Source organism: Roseibium litorale (assembly GCF_014842915.1).
Taxonomy (GTDB): Bacteria; Pseudomonadota; Alphaproteobacteria; order Rhizobiales; family Stappiaceae; genus Roseibium; species Roseibium litorale.
Genome location: NZ_JACYXI010000002.1, coordinates 397,729 through 412,822 on the forward strand (window position 1 = coordinate 397,729; position 15,094 = coordinate 412,822).

The 15,094-nt window shown below is 60.0% G+C and carries 13 protein-coding genes; 3 read left to right on the forward strand and 10 right to left on the reverse strand.

The genetic code is table 11. The annotated features are described in order from the left end of the window. The first annotated feature begins 91 nt into the window (after positions 1 to 91). The 3 genes from gltX (at position 92) to IG616_RS05815 (ending at position 3,675) form a co-directional block, all read left to right on the forward strand. A complete protein-coding gene (gltX, locus tag IG616_RS05805; RefSeq protein ID WP_192147177.1) occupies positions 92 to 1,516 on the forward strand; it encodes a glutamate--tRNA ligase in 1,425 nt (474 codons plus the stop codon). A gap of 229 nt (positions 1,517 to 1,745) precedes the next feature. After that, entirely contained in the window at positions 1,746 to 3,038 is a 1,293-nt protein-coding gene (gene gltA, locus IG616_RS05810; RefSeq protein ID WP_192147178.1) for a citrate synthase, read from the forward strand. Between the two features lie 121 nt (positions 3,039 to 3,159). Then, positions 3,160 to 3,675 carry a GNAT family N-acetyltransferase gene (locus tag IG616_RS05815; RefSeq protein ID WP_192147179.1) on the forward strand — a complete coding sequence of 172 codons (516 nt, stop codon included), beginning with the start codon at positions 3,160 to 3,162 and terminating at the stop codon, positions 3,673 to 3,675. Between the two features lie 136 nt (positions 3,676 to 3,811). Here the strand turns inward: IG616_RS05815 and lpxB are convergent, their stop codons facing one another. The 10 genes from lpxB to IG616_RS05865 form a co-directional block, all read right to left on the reverse strand. Then, complete coding sequence (gene lpxB, locus IG616_RS05820; RefSeq protein WP_192147180.1) at positions 3,812 to 5,008, reverse strand: lipid-A-disaccharide synthase; 1,197 nt, start codon at positions 5,006 to 5,008, stop codon at positions 3,812 to 3,814. Continuing rightward, complete coding sequence (locus tag IG616_RS05825; protein ID WP_192147181.1) at positions 5,005 to 5,910, reverse strand: LpxI family protein; 906 nt, start codon at positions 5,908 to 5,910, stop codon at positions 5,005 to 5,007. The genes lpxB and IG616_RS05825 overlap by 4 nt, the downstream gene beginning before the upstream one ends. Positions 5,911 to 5,920: 10 nt before the next feature. Further along, the gene (lpxA, locus tag IG616_RS05830) at positions 5,921 to 6,718 is read right to left on the reverse strand and encodes an acyl-ACP--UDP-N-acetylglucosamine O-acyltransferase (RefSeq protein WP_192147182.1); all 798 of its coding nucleotides are present in this window, start codon (positions 6,716 to 6,718) and stop codon (positions 5,921 to 5,923) included. Between the two features lie 7 nt (positions 6,719 to 6,725). Continuing rightward, positions 6,726 to 7,190, reverse strand: coding sequence for a 3-hydroxyacyl-ACP dehydratase FabZ (fabZ, locus tag IG616_RS05835; protein ID WP_192147183.1), 465 nt, complete (start codon positions 7,188 to 7,190; stop codon positions 6,726 to 6,728). A gap of 57 nt (positions 7,191 to 7,247) precedes the next feature. Then, the gene (gene lpxD, locus IG616_RS05840; RefSeq protein ID WP_192147184.1) at positions 7,248 to 8,285 is read right to left on the reverse strand and encodes a UDP-3-O-(3-hydroxymyristoyl)glucosamine N-acyltransferase; all 1,038 of its coding nucleotides are present in this window, start codon (positions 8,283 to 8,285) and stop codon (positions 7,248 to 7,250) included. Positions 8,286 to 8,352: 67 nt separating this feature from the next. Next, a complete protein-coding gene (gene bamA / locus IG616_RS05845; RefSeq protein ID WP_192147185.1) occupies positions 8,353 to 10,725 on the reverse strand; it encodes an outer membrane protein assembly factor BamA in 2,373 nt (790 codons plus the stop codon). A gap of 175 nt (positions 10,726 to 10,900) precedes the next feature. Beyond that, positions 10,901 to 12,037: an RIP metalloprotease RseP gene (gene rseP, locus IG616_RS05850; protein ID WP_192147186.1), complete on the reverse strand. Its 1,137-nt coding sequence runs from the start codon at positions 12,035 to 12,037 to the stop codon at positions 10,901 to 10,903. Positions 12,038 to 12,177: 140 nt separating this feature from the next. After that, positions 12,178 to 13,425, reverse strand: coding sequence for a 1-deoxy-D-xylulose-5-phosphate reductoisomerase (locus IG616_RS05855; protein ID WP_246476123.1), 1,248 nt, complete (start codon positions 13,423 to 13,425; stop codon positions 12,178 to 12,180). Positions 13,426 to 13,436: 11 nt separating this feature from the next. Then, positions 13,437 to 14,249 (reverse strand): phosphatidate cytidylyltransferase, encoded by an 813-nt coding sequence (locus IG616_RS05860; protein ID WP_192147188.1) that lies wholly within the window; start codon positions 14,247 to 14,249, stop codon positions 13,437 to 13,439. A gap of 47 nt (positions 14,250 to 14,296) precedes the next feature. Then, complete coding sequence (locus IG616_RS05865) at positions 14,297 to 15,064, reverse strand: isoprenyl transferase (protein ID WP_425504155.1); 768 nt, start codon at positions 15,062 to 15,064, stop codon at positions 14,297 to 14,299. Between the last annotated feature and the right edge of the window lie 30 nt (positions 15,065 to 15,094).

Here is a 15,094-nt window from a genome sequence, read left to right on the forward strand (position 1 = left end):
CTTTGGAGTTTGGCGCTGCTATGCTAAGACCGCGCCAACCCGGCGGTTTCCCGCCAAGGCATCATTCTGGCAGAGACAATCAAGAACCACCATGGCCAATAACGTCATCACGCGCTTTGCGCCTTCCCCCACCGGTTTCCTTCACATCGGCGGCGCCCGCACGGCTCTCTTCAACTGGCTGTTTGCCAAACACCACGGCGGCAAGATGCTGCTGCGCATTGAGGACACGGACCGGACCCGTTCCACACAGGAAGCGGTTGACGCGATTCTGGATGGCCTGACCTGGCTCGGGCTTGATTGGGACGGTGAACCGGTCTCACAGTTTGCCCGTGTCGCCCGCCATCAGGAAGTGGTCGAAGCCATGCTTGCCAATGGCACAGCCTACCGCTGCTACTGCACCCCGGAAGAGCTGACCGAAATGCGGGAGAAGGCCCGCGCTGAAGGCCGCCCGCCGCGATATGACGGCACCTGGCGTGACCGCGACGCATCCGAAGCCCCGGAAGGCATTGCCCCGGCGATCCGTCTTCGCGCACCGCTGGAAGGCGAAACCGTGGTTGACGATCTGGTGCAGGGACGTGTTGTCTTTCCGAACAAGGATCTGGACGATCTGGTGCTGATGCGGTCTGACGGCGTGCCAACCTATATGCTGGCTGTGGTGGTGGACGACCATGACATGGGCGTGACCCACATCATCCGCGGTGACGACCACCTGACCAATGCAGCCCGGCAGACCCTGATTTTCCAGGCCATGGGCTGGGACGTGCCGGAGATGTCGCACATTCCGCTGATCCACGGCCCGGACGGAGCAAAGCTCTCAAAGCGTCACGGCGCAACCGGTGCGGAGGCCTACCGCGCCATGGGCTACCTGCCGGCGGCCATGCGCAACTATCTCGCCCGTCTTGGCTGGAGCCACGGCGACGAGGAAATCATGTCAACGGAAGACATGATCAAGTGGTTCGGCACGGATGCCATCGGAAAGTCTCCCTCCCGCTTCGATTTCAAGAAGCTGGAGAACCTGAACGGCCACTACATGCGCTCCACGGACGATGCGGAGCTCCTGGAGCACTGGAAGGCTTGCCTTGCTCATCGCGAGGACGGCAAGGCGGTGCTCGACTGGATGGCAACAGGTGACAACACCGCCACCGTTCTGACCGCCCTTCCCGGCCTCAAGGAACGCGCCAAGACGCTTGTCGAGCTGACCGAGAGCGCCTCTTATCTGTGGCGCCAGCGCCCGCTGGACGTGGACGAGAAAGCAGCCAAGATCCTTGACGCGGAAGCCAAGGCGATCCTTGCAGACCTGCACAAGCTCCTGAGCGGAGCGAATCTCTGGGAAGCCGGGGCACTGGAAACAGCCGTTAAGGCCTATGCGGAAGAAAAGGAACTGAAGCTTGGCAAGGTCGCCCAGCCGCTGCGCGCCGCGCTGACCGGCCGGGGCACATCTCCGGGCATTTATGACGTTCTCATTGCCCTCGGACGCGACGAGAGCCTCGCCCGTATCGCGGACCAGGCATCCTGACGAAATATACCGCAGGGCAGCATCGCCTGCCCTGCGGCGCAAAATTCCGGCAACGGATTTGACCAAAGCGGTATGGTCCTGCGCTTGCGGCCCCGCAACAAATGGGCTACGCAAGAGCCGACCATTCCTCCAGCACCCTCAGGCTGGGTCTCTGTCCGGCCCTCATCCGGGCAATTCCTGCATTCACGCCGGGGGCTGCGGCGAGTTTCTGACATAGGAGGTTATCTGAATGGCTGACAAGAACGCCAAGCTGACCGTAGGCGGCGGCGAACATGGTTTCGACGTCCTGGACGGAACCATCGGGCCGTCTGTGGTGAACATCTCGTCCGTGTACAAGGACACCGGCATGTTCACATACGACCCGGGCTTCACCTCCACGGCGTCCTGCGAATCCAAGATCACCTATATCGATGGTGACGAGGGCACGCTGCTCTACCGCGGTTATCCGATCGAACAGCTTGCAGACCATGGCGACTTCCTGGAATCCTGCTACCTGCTGCTTTACGGCGACCTGCCGACCAAGCCGGAAAAGGAAGACTTCGTGAGCCGTGTGACCTATCACACGATGATCCACGAGCAGATGTCGCGCTTCTTCTCCGGCTTCCGCCGCGACGCACACCCGATGGCCGTCATGTGCGGTGTCGTTGGCGCCCTGTCCGCCTTCTACCACGACAGCACCGACATCTCCGATCCGCGCCAGCGCATGATTGCGTCGCTGCGCATGATCGCGAAGATGCCGACCATCGCAGCCATGGCCTATAAGTACCACGTCGGTCAGCCGTTCGTTTATCCGCGCAACGACCTGAACTACGCGGCAAACTTCCTGCACATGTGCTTTGCGGTTCCTTGCGAGGAATACAAGGTGAACCCGGTTCTGGCCCGCGCCATGGACCGTATCTTCATCCTGCACGCCGACCACGAGCAGAACGCTTCCACCTCGACCGTTCGTCTCGCCGGGTCTTCCGGGGCGAACCCGTTCGCTTGTATCGCAGCTGGCATTGCCTGCCTCTGGGGCCCGGCACACGGCGGCGCCAACGAAGCAGCGCTCAACATGCTGTCCGAAATCGGTTCCGTTGACCGCATTCCGGAATTCGTTGCCCGCGCCAAGGACAAGAACGATCCGTTCCGTCTCATGGGCTTCGGTCACCGGGTCTACAAGAACTATGACCCGCGCGCCAAGATCATGCAGAAGACCTGTCACGAGGTTCTCGGCGAGCTTGGTATCAAGGACGATCCGCTCCTCGACATCGCGATGGAACTGGAAAAGATCGCTCTCAACGATCCCTATTTCGTCGAGAAAAAGCTCTATCCGAACATCGACTTCTACTCCGGCATCACCCTGCGTGCCCTGGGCTTCCCGACCAACATGTTCACCGTGCTGTTCGCTCTTGCCCGCACCGTGGGCTGGATCGCCCAGTGGAAGGAAATGGTGGAAGATCCGTCCCAGCGCATCGGCCGTCCGCGCCAGCTCTACACCGGAGCTCCGAAGCGCGATTACGTGCCGATCGAACAGCGCCGCTAAGACCGGCCGGGATCGTCATGGCAATCGGAACCCCCGGCTCACCGCCGGGGGTTTTTCTTATTCAGCCTCGGGAACCACCGCCTGACCTGAGGTCCGCTGAACCGTGAAGGGGAAAAAGCCTATGAGCACGGGCATCATCATCAAACGTCTGGAAGCATCCGACGTGGATGCCTTCCGCCGCATCCGCCTGGAAGCCCTTCGCGCCGAGCCTGCGAACTTTGCCAGCACTTATGAGGACTGGGCCGCTCTGTCTGAAGACGCATGGATGCAACGCCTGGATAATCCGGTATTCGCTGCATTTCTCGACCGGGAGCCCGTCGGCCTAATGGGACTGTTTCCAGAGAGCCTCGCCAAGATGGCGCATCGCGCCTCGATCATGATGGTGTATGTCCGCAAGAACCTGCGCGGAACCGGCCTGGCGCGGGAGCTTTTGGCCGCAGTCACGGATCATGCGCGAAACTGCGGCATTCTCCAGCTGGAACTCGTTGTCTCAGCGGAAAACCCGGCAGCAATGCGTTTCTATCAAAGGGAAGGTTTTGTGGAGTACGGCAGACTTCCCGGAGGCTATATCTATGACGGCAAAGAGATCGTGGATGTCCTTATGATGCGCCGTCTTACCGATCAACCTGTTCAATAACGGCAACCGTACCGAACCTCCTGGGAACGGGCAGCTGCCCGGTTGGCTACAAGCATCCTCGAAGACCTGCGGCCTTGTATTTCCGCCGTGATCCGCAAGCCCATTCAAAGATCCGGTTAGCCGCAAAGGAAAGCCCTCAGGTTGCCTTTCCGCGCGTCAGAACATCCATCACCACTGCCGCTGCCGCCTCGCTCTGGGAACGGCCATCCGGCAGGCGCATGATCGTGTCCAGCTCGGAGAAGGCGCTGACCTGCTCTTGCCGAACCTGTGTATCCGCCAAAAGGCTCTCAAGCACCGGCACCAGCTTTTCAGGACAGACTTCGTCGTCCAGAAACTCCGGCACGACGTTGCGGCCCAGAATGATGTTCGGCAGCACCATGGATGAGACACTGGCAAAGGGGAAGATGCGGTTGATATCCTTGAGGCGGCGGTAGAACCAGTCGAGCCGGTAGCAGATCGCCATGGGTACGCCAGAAATCGCCAGCTCAAGCGACACTGTTCCAGAAGCGGCCAGAGCCGCATGGGCCCGGCGGAAGGCGGCATGCTTGGCCGCGTTACCGGTCACGATCTCCGGCTGGACCGCCCAGCCTGCGGTCTCCGCACGGATCCGGGCTTCCATGCGCGGAACAGCCGGAAGCAGGATCTCCAGATCCGGCACGGATCTATCAAGCACTTCAAGGGTCTGGCCGAAGTCTTTCAGAAGCCGGTCGACCTCACTGCCCCGGCTTCCCGGCAGCAGGAGAAGTGTCTTGCGCCCATCGGTCAAGGCGGGACGCTCTCCTGCGCTCGACCGAAGTTCCTCAAGCCGCTCGATCAAGGGATGGCCGACATAATGGGTGCGCGGGCCGCCAAGCTTGCGGTGAACCTCCGGCTCGAACGGCAGGATGGCCAGAAGCTCGTCCACATAGACGCTCATCTTCTTCGCCCTGCCCGGCCGCCAGGCCCAGACCGACGGCGACACATAGCCGATGACCGGAATATGCGGCGCGCGCTTGCGCACCCGTTTGGCGACATTGTGAGTAAAATCCGGACTGTCGATGATCACCAGAACATCCGGATTGGCCTCGATCACCGCGTCGACCGTCTGATAGACCCGCTTCACGATCAAGGGCAGACGGGCCAGAACTGCGGTGAGCCCCATGACCGCAATGTCGGAAATGTCGAACAGGCTCTTCAAGCCCTGCTCTTCCATCCGCTCACCGCCAAGTCCGCAATAGGTAATGCGGCCTGGCAAGACCCGGTTCAGGCTTGCCATCAGCCGGGAGCCGAGCAGATCACCTGACTCTTCGCCGACCACAAAGGCGATCTTGAACATGCGCTCCCCACCGGTCATGCGTCACTCTCCGGCGCGGTTTGCGGGTCGAGACCATAGAGAAACAGACCAGCCTTGTCGGCGGCAGCGACTGTCGCTTCACGCTCGGCAATCAGCGCTCCGCCCGCCTCCACGGCGATACCGGCAAACCCGGCTGCCTGAGCCCGCTCAATGGTCATCGGGCCAACCGCCGGGAGATCAACCCGCAGGTCCTGTCCTGGCTTGACGGTCTTGACCAGAACGCCAAGACGCCCCTTTGCGCGCACCCGCCCGTTCTGGCGAAGCTCGGCGCAGCGGGCGAGCATGGCATCCGTGCCTTCCGCGCCTTCAACAGCAATCACGCGGCCGCCGAGGGCAACAGCAGCCTGGCCGATATCGAGATCCCCGAGACGGCGGGCAGCTTCAAGCGCCAGCGCCATGTCCTTCAGGTCTTCCGCCCGCGGTTTGACTTGTCCCAGGCTTCCAGGTCCCGCAAGCAGGTCCGGCGCCACATCCTTGATCCCTACCACGCGAAATCCCTCTTCCTCGATGAGGCCGATCACCTTGGTCAAAAGGCTGTCATCGCCTCCGGAAAGCGCCTTGATGATCCGCGGCAGACGGCGCAGCGTGCCGAGGTCCCCCATGACGGAGGTGAAATCCGGGCGCTTGCTGATGCCGCCGATCAGGACGACCTCGCGGCATCCTGCCGCCGCCATAACCTTGAACAGACGGCCTATCTCGCCCCATCCCAGCTCCACGGCGGCCTGGCGCTTCAGGACTTCTTCCGCTTCGCCCTTGATGGCAACGATGAAAGCCTGGCGTCCGGCGGCGCGAAGGCCGTTCAGAACCTGCAGCGGCAACATGCCATTGCCACAAATAAGAGCGACCGGCGCAAGGGATGCACCGGCCGTCAAAAGATCTTTGCTGTCATGGCCCCGGATCATGACAGGTTTATCACTCGGGTGCCCGCGGCGTGCAAAAACGGCGGTCTTCCTTTTCCAGGATGAAGTCCGTCACCTGACGGACGAGCGGCTGATCGGCATTGGCTTCGGCCACGGCCTGCGCCCGCTCGCGCAGAGTGCCGGTCTCGCTCTCAAACAGATCGCGATAGGCGGCCCGCAGCGCATGGATCTGCTCACGCGGGAAATTCCGGCGCTTGAGACCCACCAGATTGAGGCCGCCCAGATGCGCCCGGTTGCCTGTAACCATTCCGAACGGAATGAGATCGTTTTCCAGACCGGCCAGACCGCCGACAAAGGCATGATCGCCAATACGGGTGAACTGGATGACGGCAGAACCGCCACCGAAGATCACATTGCTGCCGACGGTCACATGGCCTGCGATCATTACGTTGTTCGACAGAACGATGTTGTCGCCGAGATGACTGTCATGACCGACGTGAGAGTTAGCCAGGAAGGCACAGCGGTTGCCGATGGAGGTCGAGAACCCGCCGCCTTCCGTCCCCGCGTTCATGGTCACACCCTCGCGGATGAGGCAATCCTCACCGACGCGCAGGATGGCATGCTCGCCACGGTATTTCAGATCCTGCGCCTGATGCCCGATAGAGGCGAACGGGAAAATAACCGTACGGGCGCCGATTTGCGTATCCCCGGCGACAGCGACATGAGACTTCAGCTCGACGCCATCCCCCAGAACAACCTGACTGCCCACATGACAGAAGGGACCGATGCGGACGCCTTCACCCAAGGTGGCACCATCCTCGACAATTGCACTGGGATGTATCGTTGACATCAGGTCCTCACGCATCCACCAGCATGGCGCTGATTTCCGCCTCAGCAACCTTTGCGCCATCAACCATGGCGACGGCATCAAACTTCCAGATGTTCGAACGCTGCTTGATCTTCTTCACATGGAAGTGGACCTGATCGCCCGGAACCACCGGCTTGCGGAACTTCGCCCGATCGATCGTCATGAAATAGACGAGCTGCGGAGCCGTATCCTTACCGCGGGAATGAACGCAAAGGGCACCTGCCGTCTGAGCCATCGCTTCGATCAAAAGAACACCCGGCATCACCGGCTGCTTGGGGAAATGCCCCTGGAAATGCGGCTCGTTAATAGTCACATTCTTGATGCCGATGCAGCTGTCGTCACCGTCCATTTCGATGATCTTGTCGATCAGAAGAAAAGGATAGCGGTGCGGCAGAAGTTCAAGAACTTCCATGATATCTGCGCTCGGCAAAACCTTCTTTTCAGTGTTTTCCATGTGCATTCAACCCCTCGGCGCAACGCGCGCCTGAACATTCAATCAATTCCGTCCGGTTTACGTTGCGTTTCCACGCTCTGCAAGCTTTCGAAGCACTGCCATCTCGCGGAACCACTGTTTCACTGGCTTGGCAGGAGCGCCCCCATACCGTCCGCCTGCCGGAATATCTTCAGACACCACACTGACAGCGGCAATCTGGGCACCCATGCCGATGGTGACATGGCCGCGCACGCCAGTCTGGCCGCCAATGGCAACGTAGTCCTCAAGGGTTGCGCTTCCAGAGATGCCAACCTGTGAAACGATGACGCAATGGCGTCCGATGACAACGTTGTGGCCGATCTGAACCTGGTTGTCGATCTTGGTCCCCTCACCAATCACTGTGTCCCGGTTTGCACCCCGGTCCACGGTGGTATTGGCCCCGATCTCGACATTGTCCTGAATGATAACGCGGCCGATCTGCGGCACCTTGATATGACCGCCCGGCCCCATCGCATAGCCAAACCCGTCCTGGCCAACACAAACGCCCGGATGGAGATAAACCTTGTTGCCAATGATCGCATGCTGAACGGAAGCATTTGCGCCGACGACACAATCCCGGCCAATACGCACGCCTTCCGCAATCACCGCATTGGCGCGGATCACAGTGCCACTGCCGATTTCAGCGCCGGCTGCGATGACCGCGCCAGCTTCCACGATGACACCAGGCTCCAGAACCGCGCCCGGATCGACAACGGCCCGGTCTGAAACAGCGGCAACGCCCTTCACCGCCGGAAACATTGCTTCCGGATAAAGTTTTGCGAGAACCAGAGCCCAGGAGCGATACGGCTCCTTGCAGACCAGCACAGCCGCACTTTCAGGAACCTTATCCTTGTGCTTGCGCGCGACGAGAACAGCCGCAGCTTCTGTGGAGGCCAGCTTGTCGAGATAGACCGTGTTGTCGAAGAAGACGAGCGTGCCTGCGAGAGCCTCTTCCACCGGACCAACGCCGGAAATCACATGCGAAGGATCACCCCGCTCGATGTCCGCCCCTGCCCATTCGGCGATCTGGCCGAGAGTGACCGGCTCAGGCTGCTTGAAAAAAATCGGATCGGACATTGCTGCTTCCCAATAAAAAACGGCCGCCGGCGGTGCGGCGGCCGTTCGTATCATGTCTACGGCCCAATTAGAACCGCGTACCACCACTCAGACGGAAGACCTGAACTTCGTCCTCATCTTCCTTCATGACCGGCCATGCAAAGTCTGCGCGAAGCGGGCCGAACGGAGAATCCCAACGAATACCGGCACCGACAGACGCGCGAAGCGCGAAGTCATTGGACTGAATATTGTTCTTACCAACAACCTTCGCCAGATCGTTATCGACATCCCAGACGGTACCGGCATCAGCAAAGACGGCGCCGCTCAAGCCGAACTCTTCCGGAACACCAAAGAGCGGGAAAGTGGTTTCGACCGTTGCAGCCAGATACATGGTACCGCCGAGAGCATCACCCGTGGTCGCATCACGAGGACCGATCCCCTGGTTTTCGAAGCCGCGAACGATATCGCCACCAACCATATACTGGTCGGAAACGCGCAGACGCTTGCTGCCCAGGGCCATGATGTGACCACCCTGGATCGCGAACTTGCCGATCACCCCGTAATCCGGCAGCAGCTCCTTGTAGACCCGGCCTTCAGCCGTGGTCTTCATATACTGGGAATCGCCACCAATACCTGCGAACTCCTGACCGAACTGGCCATAGAGACCGTCCTTGGGGTTCATGATGTTGTCGAGTGTGCTGTAGGTCAGCGTGTAGCCCGCAGCAGACGTGATGTAGGACCCGAAGGAGTCGCAAATACCACGGGAGAATTTGGCCGTGTCACACTTGCTAATGCTGGTCGAGATATCATCCGGATCGGACAGCTTGGTCTCGTACAGCTGATAGTAAAGACGCAGCTTCAGCTCGTCTTCACGCAGCGGCAAGGTGAAACCGAAACCGCCACCGGTCTTGCGCTCATCATAGGAGCGGTAGCTGTTCGCATCCTTTTCCCGGCGGTACAGATCCAGATCAAGCGCGATGCGGCGCCCGAGGAAGAACGGTTCGATGAAAGCGAACTCGTAGGTCTTCGTGTCCTTGCCACCACCGACGCCAAGCTTCACGTACTGGCCACGGCCCAGGAAGTTCTTTTCGGTAACAGACACATCGCCGATCACACCGTCGGCGGTGGAATAACCGACACCGAAGGAAACTTCACCCGTCGGCTTTTCGATAACTTCAACGTTGATAACGACCTTATCCGGAGCGCTACCCTGAGACGTGGTGATATTCACACGCTCGAAGAATCCGAGATTCTTCAGACGGCGCTCTGCCTTGTCGAGAAGAGCCCGGTTGAAGGCATCACCTTCCGCCAGATCGAACTCACGGCGGATCACATATTCACGGGACCGGTCATTGCCAATCACGTTGATGCGCTCGACATAAGCACGCGGACCTTCTTCGACATAATAGGTCAGAGAGATGGTCTTGTTTTCATAGTCACGCGAAGCGCGCGGGCGGATCTGGGCAAAGGCATAGCCGTTTTCAGCAACCTTGACGGTCAGATCCTCAACGCTCTGCTCAACACGCAGCGAATTGAACGTATCGCCTGAAGAGGTGCGCAGTTCGGACTTGAGCGCTTCCGGATCCACTTCCGAAAGAGAGGAGACAACCTCGACATCGCCGATCTTGTACTTCTCGCCTTCATCGACCGTGAAGGTCACATGGAAGACGTTCTGCTCGCGATCCAGCTCGGCATTCGCCGAAACGATACGGAAATCGGCATAGCCCTTCTTGAAGTAATACTGGCGCAGCAGCTCTTCGTCGGCAGCCAGACGGTCCGGATCATAGGTATCCGTGCTGCGCAGCCAGCTCAGGAACCCGCTTTCGCGGGTGCGGATCACATCACGCAGACGGCCATCGCTGAAAGAGTTATTGCCGATGAAGGTGATGCGCTCAACGCCGGTCTTCTCGCCTTCATTGATCTCGAACACCAGATCGACGCGGTTATCCCCGCGATCAATGATCTTCGGATCAACGGAAGCGCCATAACGGCCGCCGCGGCGGTAGGCTTCCAGGATGTTCTGCACATCGGACTGGACGCGGGCGCGGGTCAGCATGGACCGCTCGGAGGACCGGACAGCGGTCTTCAGGGCGTCATCCTTGATCTTCTTGTTTCCTTCGAAGGAAACCCGGTTGATGATCGGATTTTCGCTCACGCTCACAACGAGCGATCCGCCCTGCTGATTGATCTTCACATCGGCAAAAAGGCCGGTGGCAAAGAGAGCCTTGAGCGATTCATCAATGTCTGCAGGACCATAAGAACGGCCCGGCTTGATGGTGAGGTAACTCAGAACCGTTTCTTCCTCGATCCGGGTATTTCCCTTCACGACGATGGAACGGGCCACTGCTGCCTCGGCGGACACAGCCGGGAACAGGCTGACACTGCTGGGCAGAAGAGCACCCGTCGCCAGAACGGTTGCCGCAAGAAACACGGCGCGAGTGGATGACTGCAATCGCTGCATAAGTGAGCTATGCCTTTTTGTTTTAGCGCCCTTGCCAGCAGGCAAAGGGAAACCAGATTCTCAGCAACTGACCTCGTTTTACAGGCTTTTGCCGATTAGGCAACAGCCGAACAAGGCCAAAATGGTTTTCATATGAAGACGTTGCGGCAAAGCAACGCTTCACGCTCAAGCCCTTTCAAAGCCTCGCGATATGGAGCACATCGTTCCATGTGGCAAAGACCATGAGCAGAAGAACAATTCCAAGCCCGATCCGGAAACCGATGTCCTGAACCCCCTCGCTCAGGGGACGCCCGCGAACGGCCTCGGCCAGGTAATAGACAAGATGCCCGCCATCCAGCATGGGGATCGGCATCAAATTGATCAGACCGATCGAGATTGACAGCACAGCCGCCAGGCTCAGCAGCGGAACAATGCCCTGGGTCGCAACCTGCCCGGAGATCTGGGCAACCCGGATCGGCCCACCCAGCTGATCGGCAGCCTCGCGGCCGGAAATCACGCCCCAGATGTAATCAACCGTCCGGGATGCGACATAGAAGGTCTCTTTCGCCCCCTGAGCAACCGCTTCCAAAGGACCATATGTCACATGAACGAGATCTTCCGGCTTCGGGCTGCGTGACACACCAAGAAGCCCGATCCGCTGCACGTTGCCAAAACGGTCTTTCAACTCCTGGAATTCCGGCGTGACAGTCAGATCAATGGTCTTGCCCTCGCGCTCCACCTGCATGTGCAGAGGCACGTCAGCACTGACAGAAACGATCCGCTGCAGGTCAGTAAAGGTCGCGATTTCGCGGCCATCGACGGACAGAATAAGGTCCCCCGCCTTGAGACCGCCCCGCTCCGCCGCGCTTTGCGGGCGCACTTCTTCCACAACCGGCGTGGTAACAACCTGTCCGAAGGTCATGAAAATTGCCGCGAAAATCACGATAGCCAGAATGAAGTTGGCAATCGGACCGGCGGCCACCACAGCAGCGCGCTGCCAGACCGGCTTGGCGACGAAGGCCGTGCGGCGCTCAACATCGGACATGGCAGCTATCCGGTCCCGGTCAGGCACGCTTGCGGCATTGTCGTCGCCAGCAAACTTCACGTAGCCGCCAAGCGGGATCAAACAGAGCTTCCAGCGCGTGCCGTGGCGGTCGTTGCGGCCAATGATCTCGCGGCCAAAGCCGACCGAGAAGGCATCAACCTTCACATTGCACCAGCGGGCAACAAGAAAATGGCCAAGCTCATGGAAGAAGACGACAATCGTCAGCACAAACAGGAAAGGCACGATGTAGCCAATGACAAGATCATAGGCCGATGTCAAAATTTCCATTCTGCTGTCCCGTAGGTCCGAAGGCAGTGTGGTTATTCCCGGCCATTATACGGTCAGGAATTACAACAGGGTAAAGGCTTTCGTCTTTTTTCCGGTCAAAAACGGTGTTCTGTCCGGAATCGTTGGCCAGACCATAAGCCTCAGGAGGCCCTCGCCGCAATCCAGTTCCCGCAGATTGATCGCGCCTCTCGATCGAGAGCGGCGACATCCTCGATCCGTGCCGGGGCGGATCGTCCAAGGCGTGGCTCCATGGCATCAAGCGCCGCCTCAACGGAAGCCGGAATATCCATGAAGGCGATCCGGCCCGCCAGAAAGGCTGCAACAGCCGTCTCATCCGCAGCATTGAGCACAGCCGCGGCCCCGCCCCCGCGCCGCATGGCATCCCGGGCAAGCCGCAAGGCAGGAAACCGCACCAGATCAGGCGCCTCGAAGGTCAGGCTCGAAATAGCTGCCAAATCCAGCCGTTCGACAGGAACTTCCATCCGCTCCGGCCAGGCAAGGCAATGAGCGATCGGTGTGCGCATGTCAGGAGATCCAAGCTGGGCCAGAAGCGATCCATCCCGGTATTGCACAAGACCGTGGATAACCGACTGCGGATGAACCAGCACGTCCAGCTGGTCTGCCTCCAGCGGAAACAGATGAAAGGCTTCAATCACTTCGAAGCCCTTGTTCATCATGGTAGCGCTGTCGATGGTGATCCGGCTGCCCATGTCCCAGTTGGGATGCTTCAATGCCTCGGCAACTGTTGCCTTTTGCATCGCCTCAAGCGGCCAGGTGCGGAACGGGCCGCCGGACGCGGTGAGAATGATCTTTTCCACCTGTGCAGCGTTGGCCGCCTCGAACACCTGGAAGATCGCGCTGTGCTCGCTGTCCACCGGCAGCAAGGTCACGTCGTGGCGCTCAACCTCTGACATGAAGAGATCGCCGGCACAGACAAGACATTCCTTGTTGGCCAGCGCAAGCGCCCGGCCCGGCTTCAGCGCGCGAAGGGTCGGCTCCAGCCCGGCAAAGCCGACAATCGCTCCAAGCACGATATCGGCGGGACGGTCGACCGCCTCCAGAACAGCCTGGTGGCCCCAGGCTGCCTCGATTCCGCTTCCGGCCAGCGCCTCCCGCAGGGCCGGGCCGTGGCTCTCGGAAGAGACAACCGCGATCTTGGCGCCAACTTGCCGCGCCAGCCTTGCCAGTCCGGCAACATTGGAATTGGCAACGAGTGCCTCAACCCCGAACCGGTCCGGATGGCGCGAAATCACATCGAGTGTGCTTTTTCCAACAGAACCGGTCGCGCCCAGAACGGTAACGCGCTGATAGGGCTTACTGGACAAAGGATCATAGCCCTCAGATCCTGCCGCCGCAGGACGGGCGTGGCCTGGCATGCTGGCATCCATTCCGGTCTCCATTACATCAGGCCAAGTGCGGAAACCGGATCCATCAGCTCTCCGCCGAAGGCAAGCCCCAGGAAGGCAGCAAAGACGGCCGCGGCCACAAGACCGTCCACACGGTCCATGACACCGCCATGGCCCGGAATGAGCTGGCTGGAATCCTTGACCTTGAAACGGCGCTTCAGGGCGGATTCAGCAAGATCGCCGATCTGGGAGACGATGGACAGGAGACCTGCAAGCAGCATCCAGCCCAGCGGCTCAGTCTGACCGGCGGCAAGAACAAAGCCGCCACCAAACAGGACGGCAAAGGTCAGCCCCCCAAGCGCTCCGGACCAGGTTTTGTTCGGGGACACCCGTGTCCAAAGCTTCGGCCCGCCAAGAAAGCGGCCGACGAAATAGGCGCAGATATCGGTTGCCCAGATCACAACCAGCAGGAAAAAGATGAACACCTGCCCAAGATCACCCCGGCGCACGGCCATCAGGGCAAGCATGGAAAGCCCGGCATAAAGAACACCTTCCGCTCCCCAGCGGGCTGTCCGTGCCGCCTTGCCCAAAATGTAGCAGAGGATCATGCCAGCAAGCACCAAGCCGAAAGCCGCAATCGGCAGCCCCAGGTGATAGCTGAGCCCCGATGCCGCCAAAGCAAGAAGACCGGCAAGACCCGACGGGCTCTTGAAAATGGTCCCGGTGATGGTGAACCACTCCCACAGGATCAGCACGCCCGCAACAAGAACCAGACCGTCATAGGGCGCACCGCCGAAGCAGCTCAGCGCCAGAACCGCTGGCCCAAGCACAAGCGCAGACAGAACCCGCGCTCTCAGATCAGCCATTTTGGACTTTCCGGCGCCCTGCCCCTGGCCGCTTGTTCCCGCCATCATCAGAAAACTTTGGCGCTGACGCCGCCGAAGCGCCGCTCACGGCCGCTGAAATCGGCAATCGCACGGTCAAACGCGGCTTCATCGAAGTCGGGCCAGTAGGTGTCGCAGAAATAGAATTCGGAATAAGCAGCCTGCCACATGAGGAAGTTGGACAGACGCTGCTCCCCGCTGGTCCGGATAATGAGATCCGGATCCGGAATTCCGGATGTGTCCAGGCGGGCGCCAATCGCCTCAGGTGTGATCTCCTCCACCTTGAGACGGCCTTCAGCCACATCCTGAGCGAGCGTTCTGACGGCGCGGGCCACTTCGTCCCGCGAGCCGTAATTGAAGGCGACAACCAGGGTCATACCGGTATTGTCCCGGGTCAGCCCCTCAGCCTCATCAAGAAGAGCCCGGATTCCGCCCTCAAGCCCCTGACGGTCCCCAATCACGCGGATCCGGACGTTGGCCTGGTGAATCTCGGACAGGTCCCGCTGCACAAACCGGCGCAGCAGGGACATGAGAAAGCTGACCTCGCCGGCTGGACGGGACCAGTTCTCCGAGGAGAAGCTGTAGATGGTAATGTAATCGAGGCCAATGCGGACACCATGACGGATGATCCGCCTCAGGGTATCGAGCCCCTGGCGATGGCCTTCCGAGCGGGGCAAGCCTCTTTCCTTGGCCCACCGGCCGTTGCCGTCCATGATCAGGGCCACGTGGCGTGGCACGCCACCCTGCCCTTGCCGGGAAGGCGGCGCCATGTCGGTACGGTCTGGACTTGCGGTCATGAAGCTCCCCGCGCGGCGGTTATGCCGGAA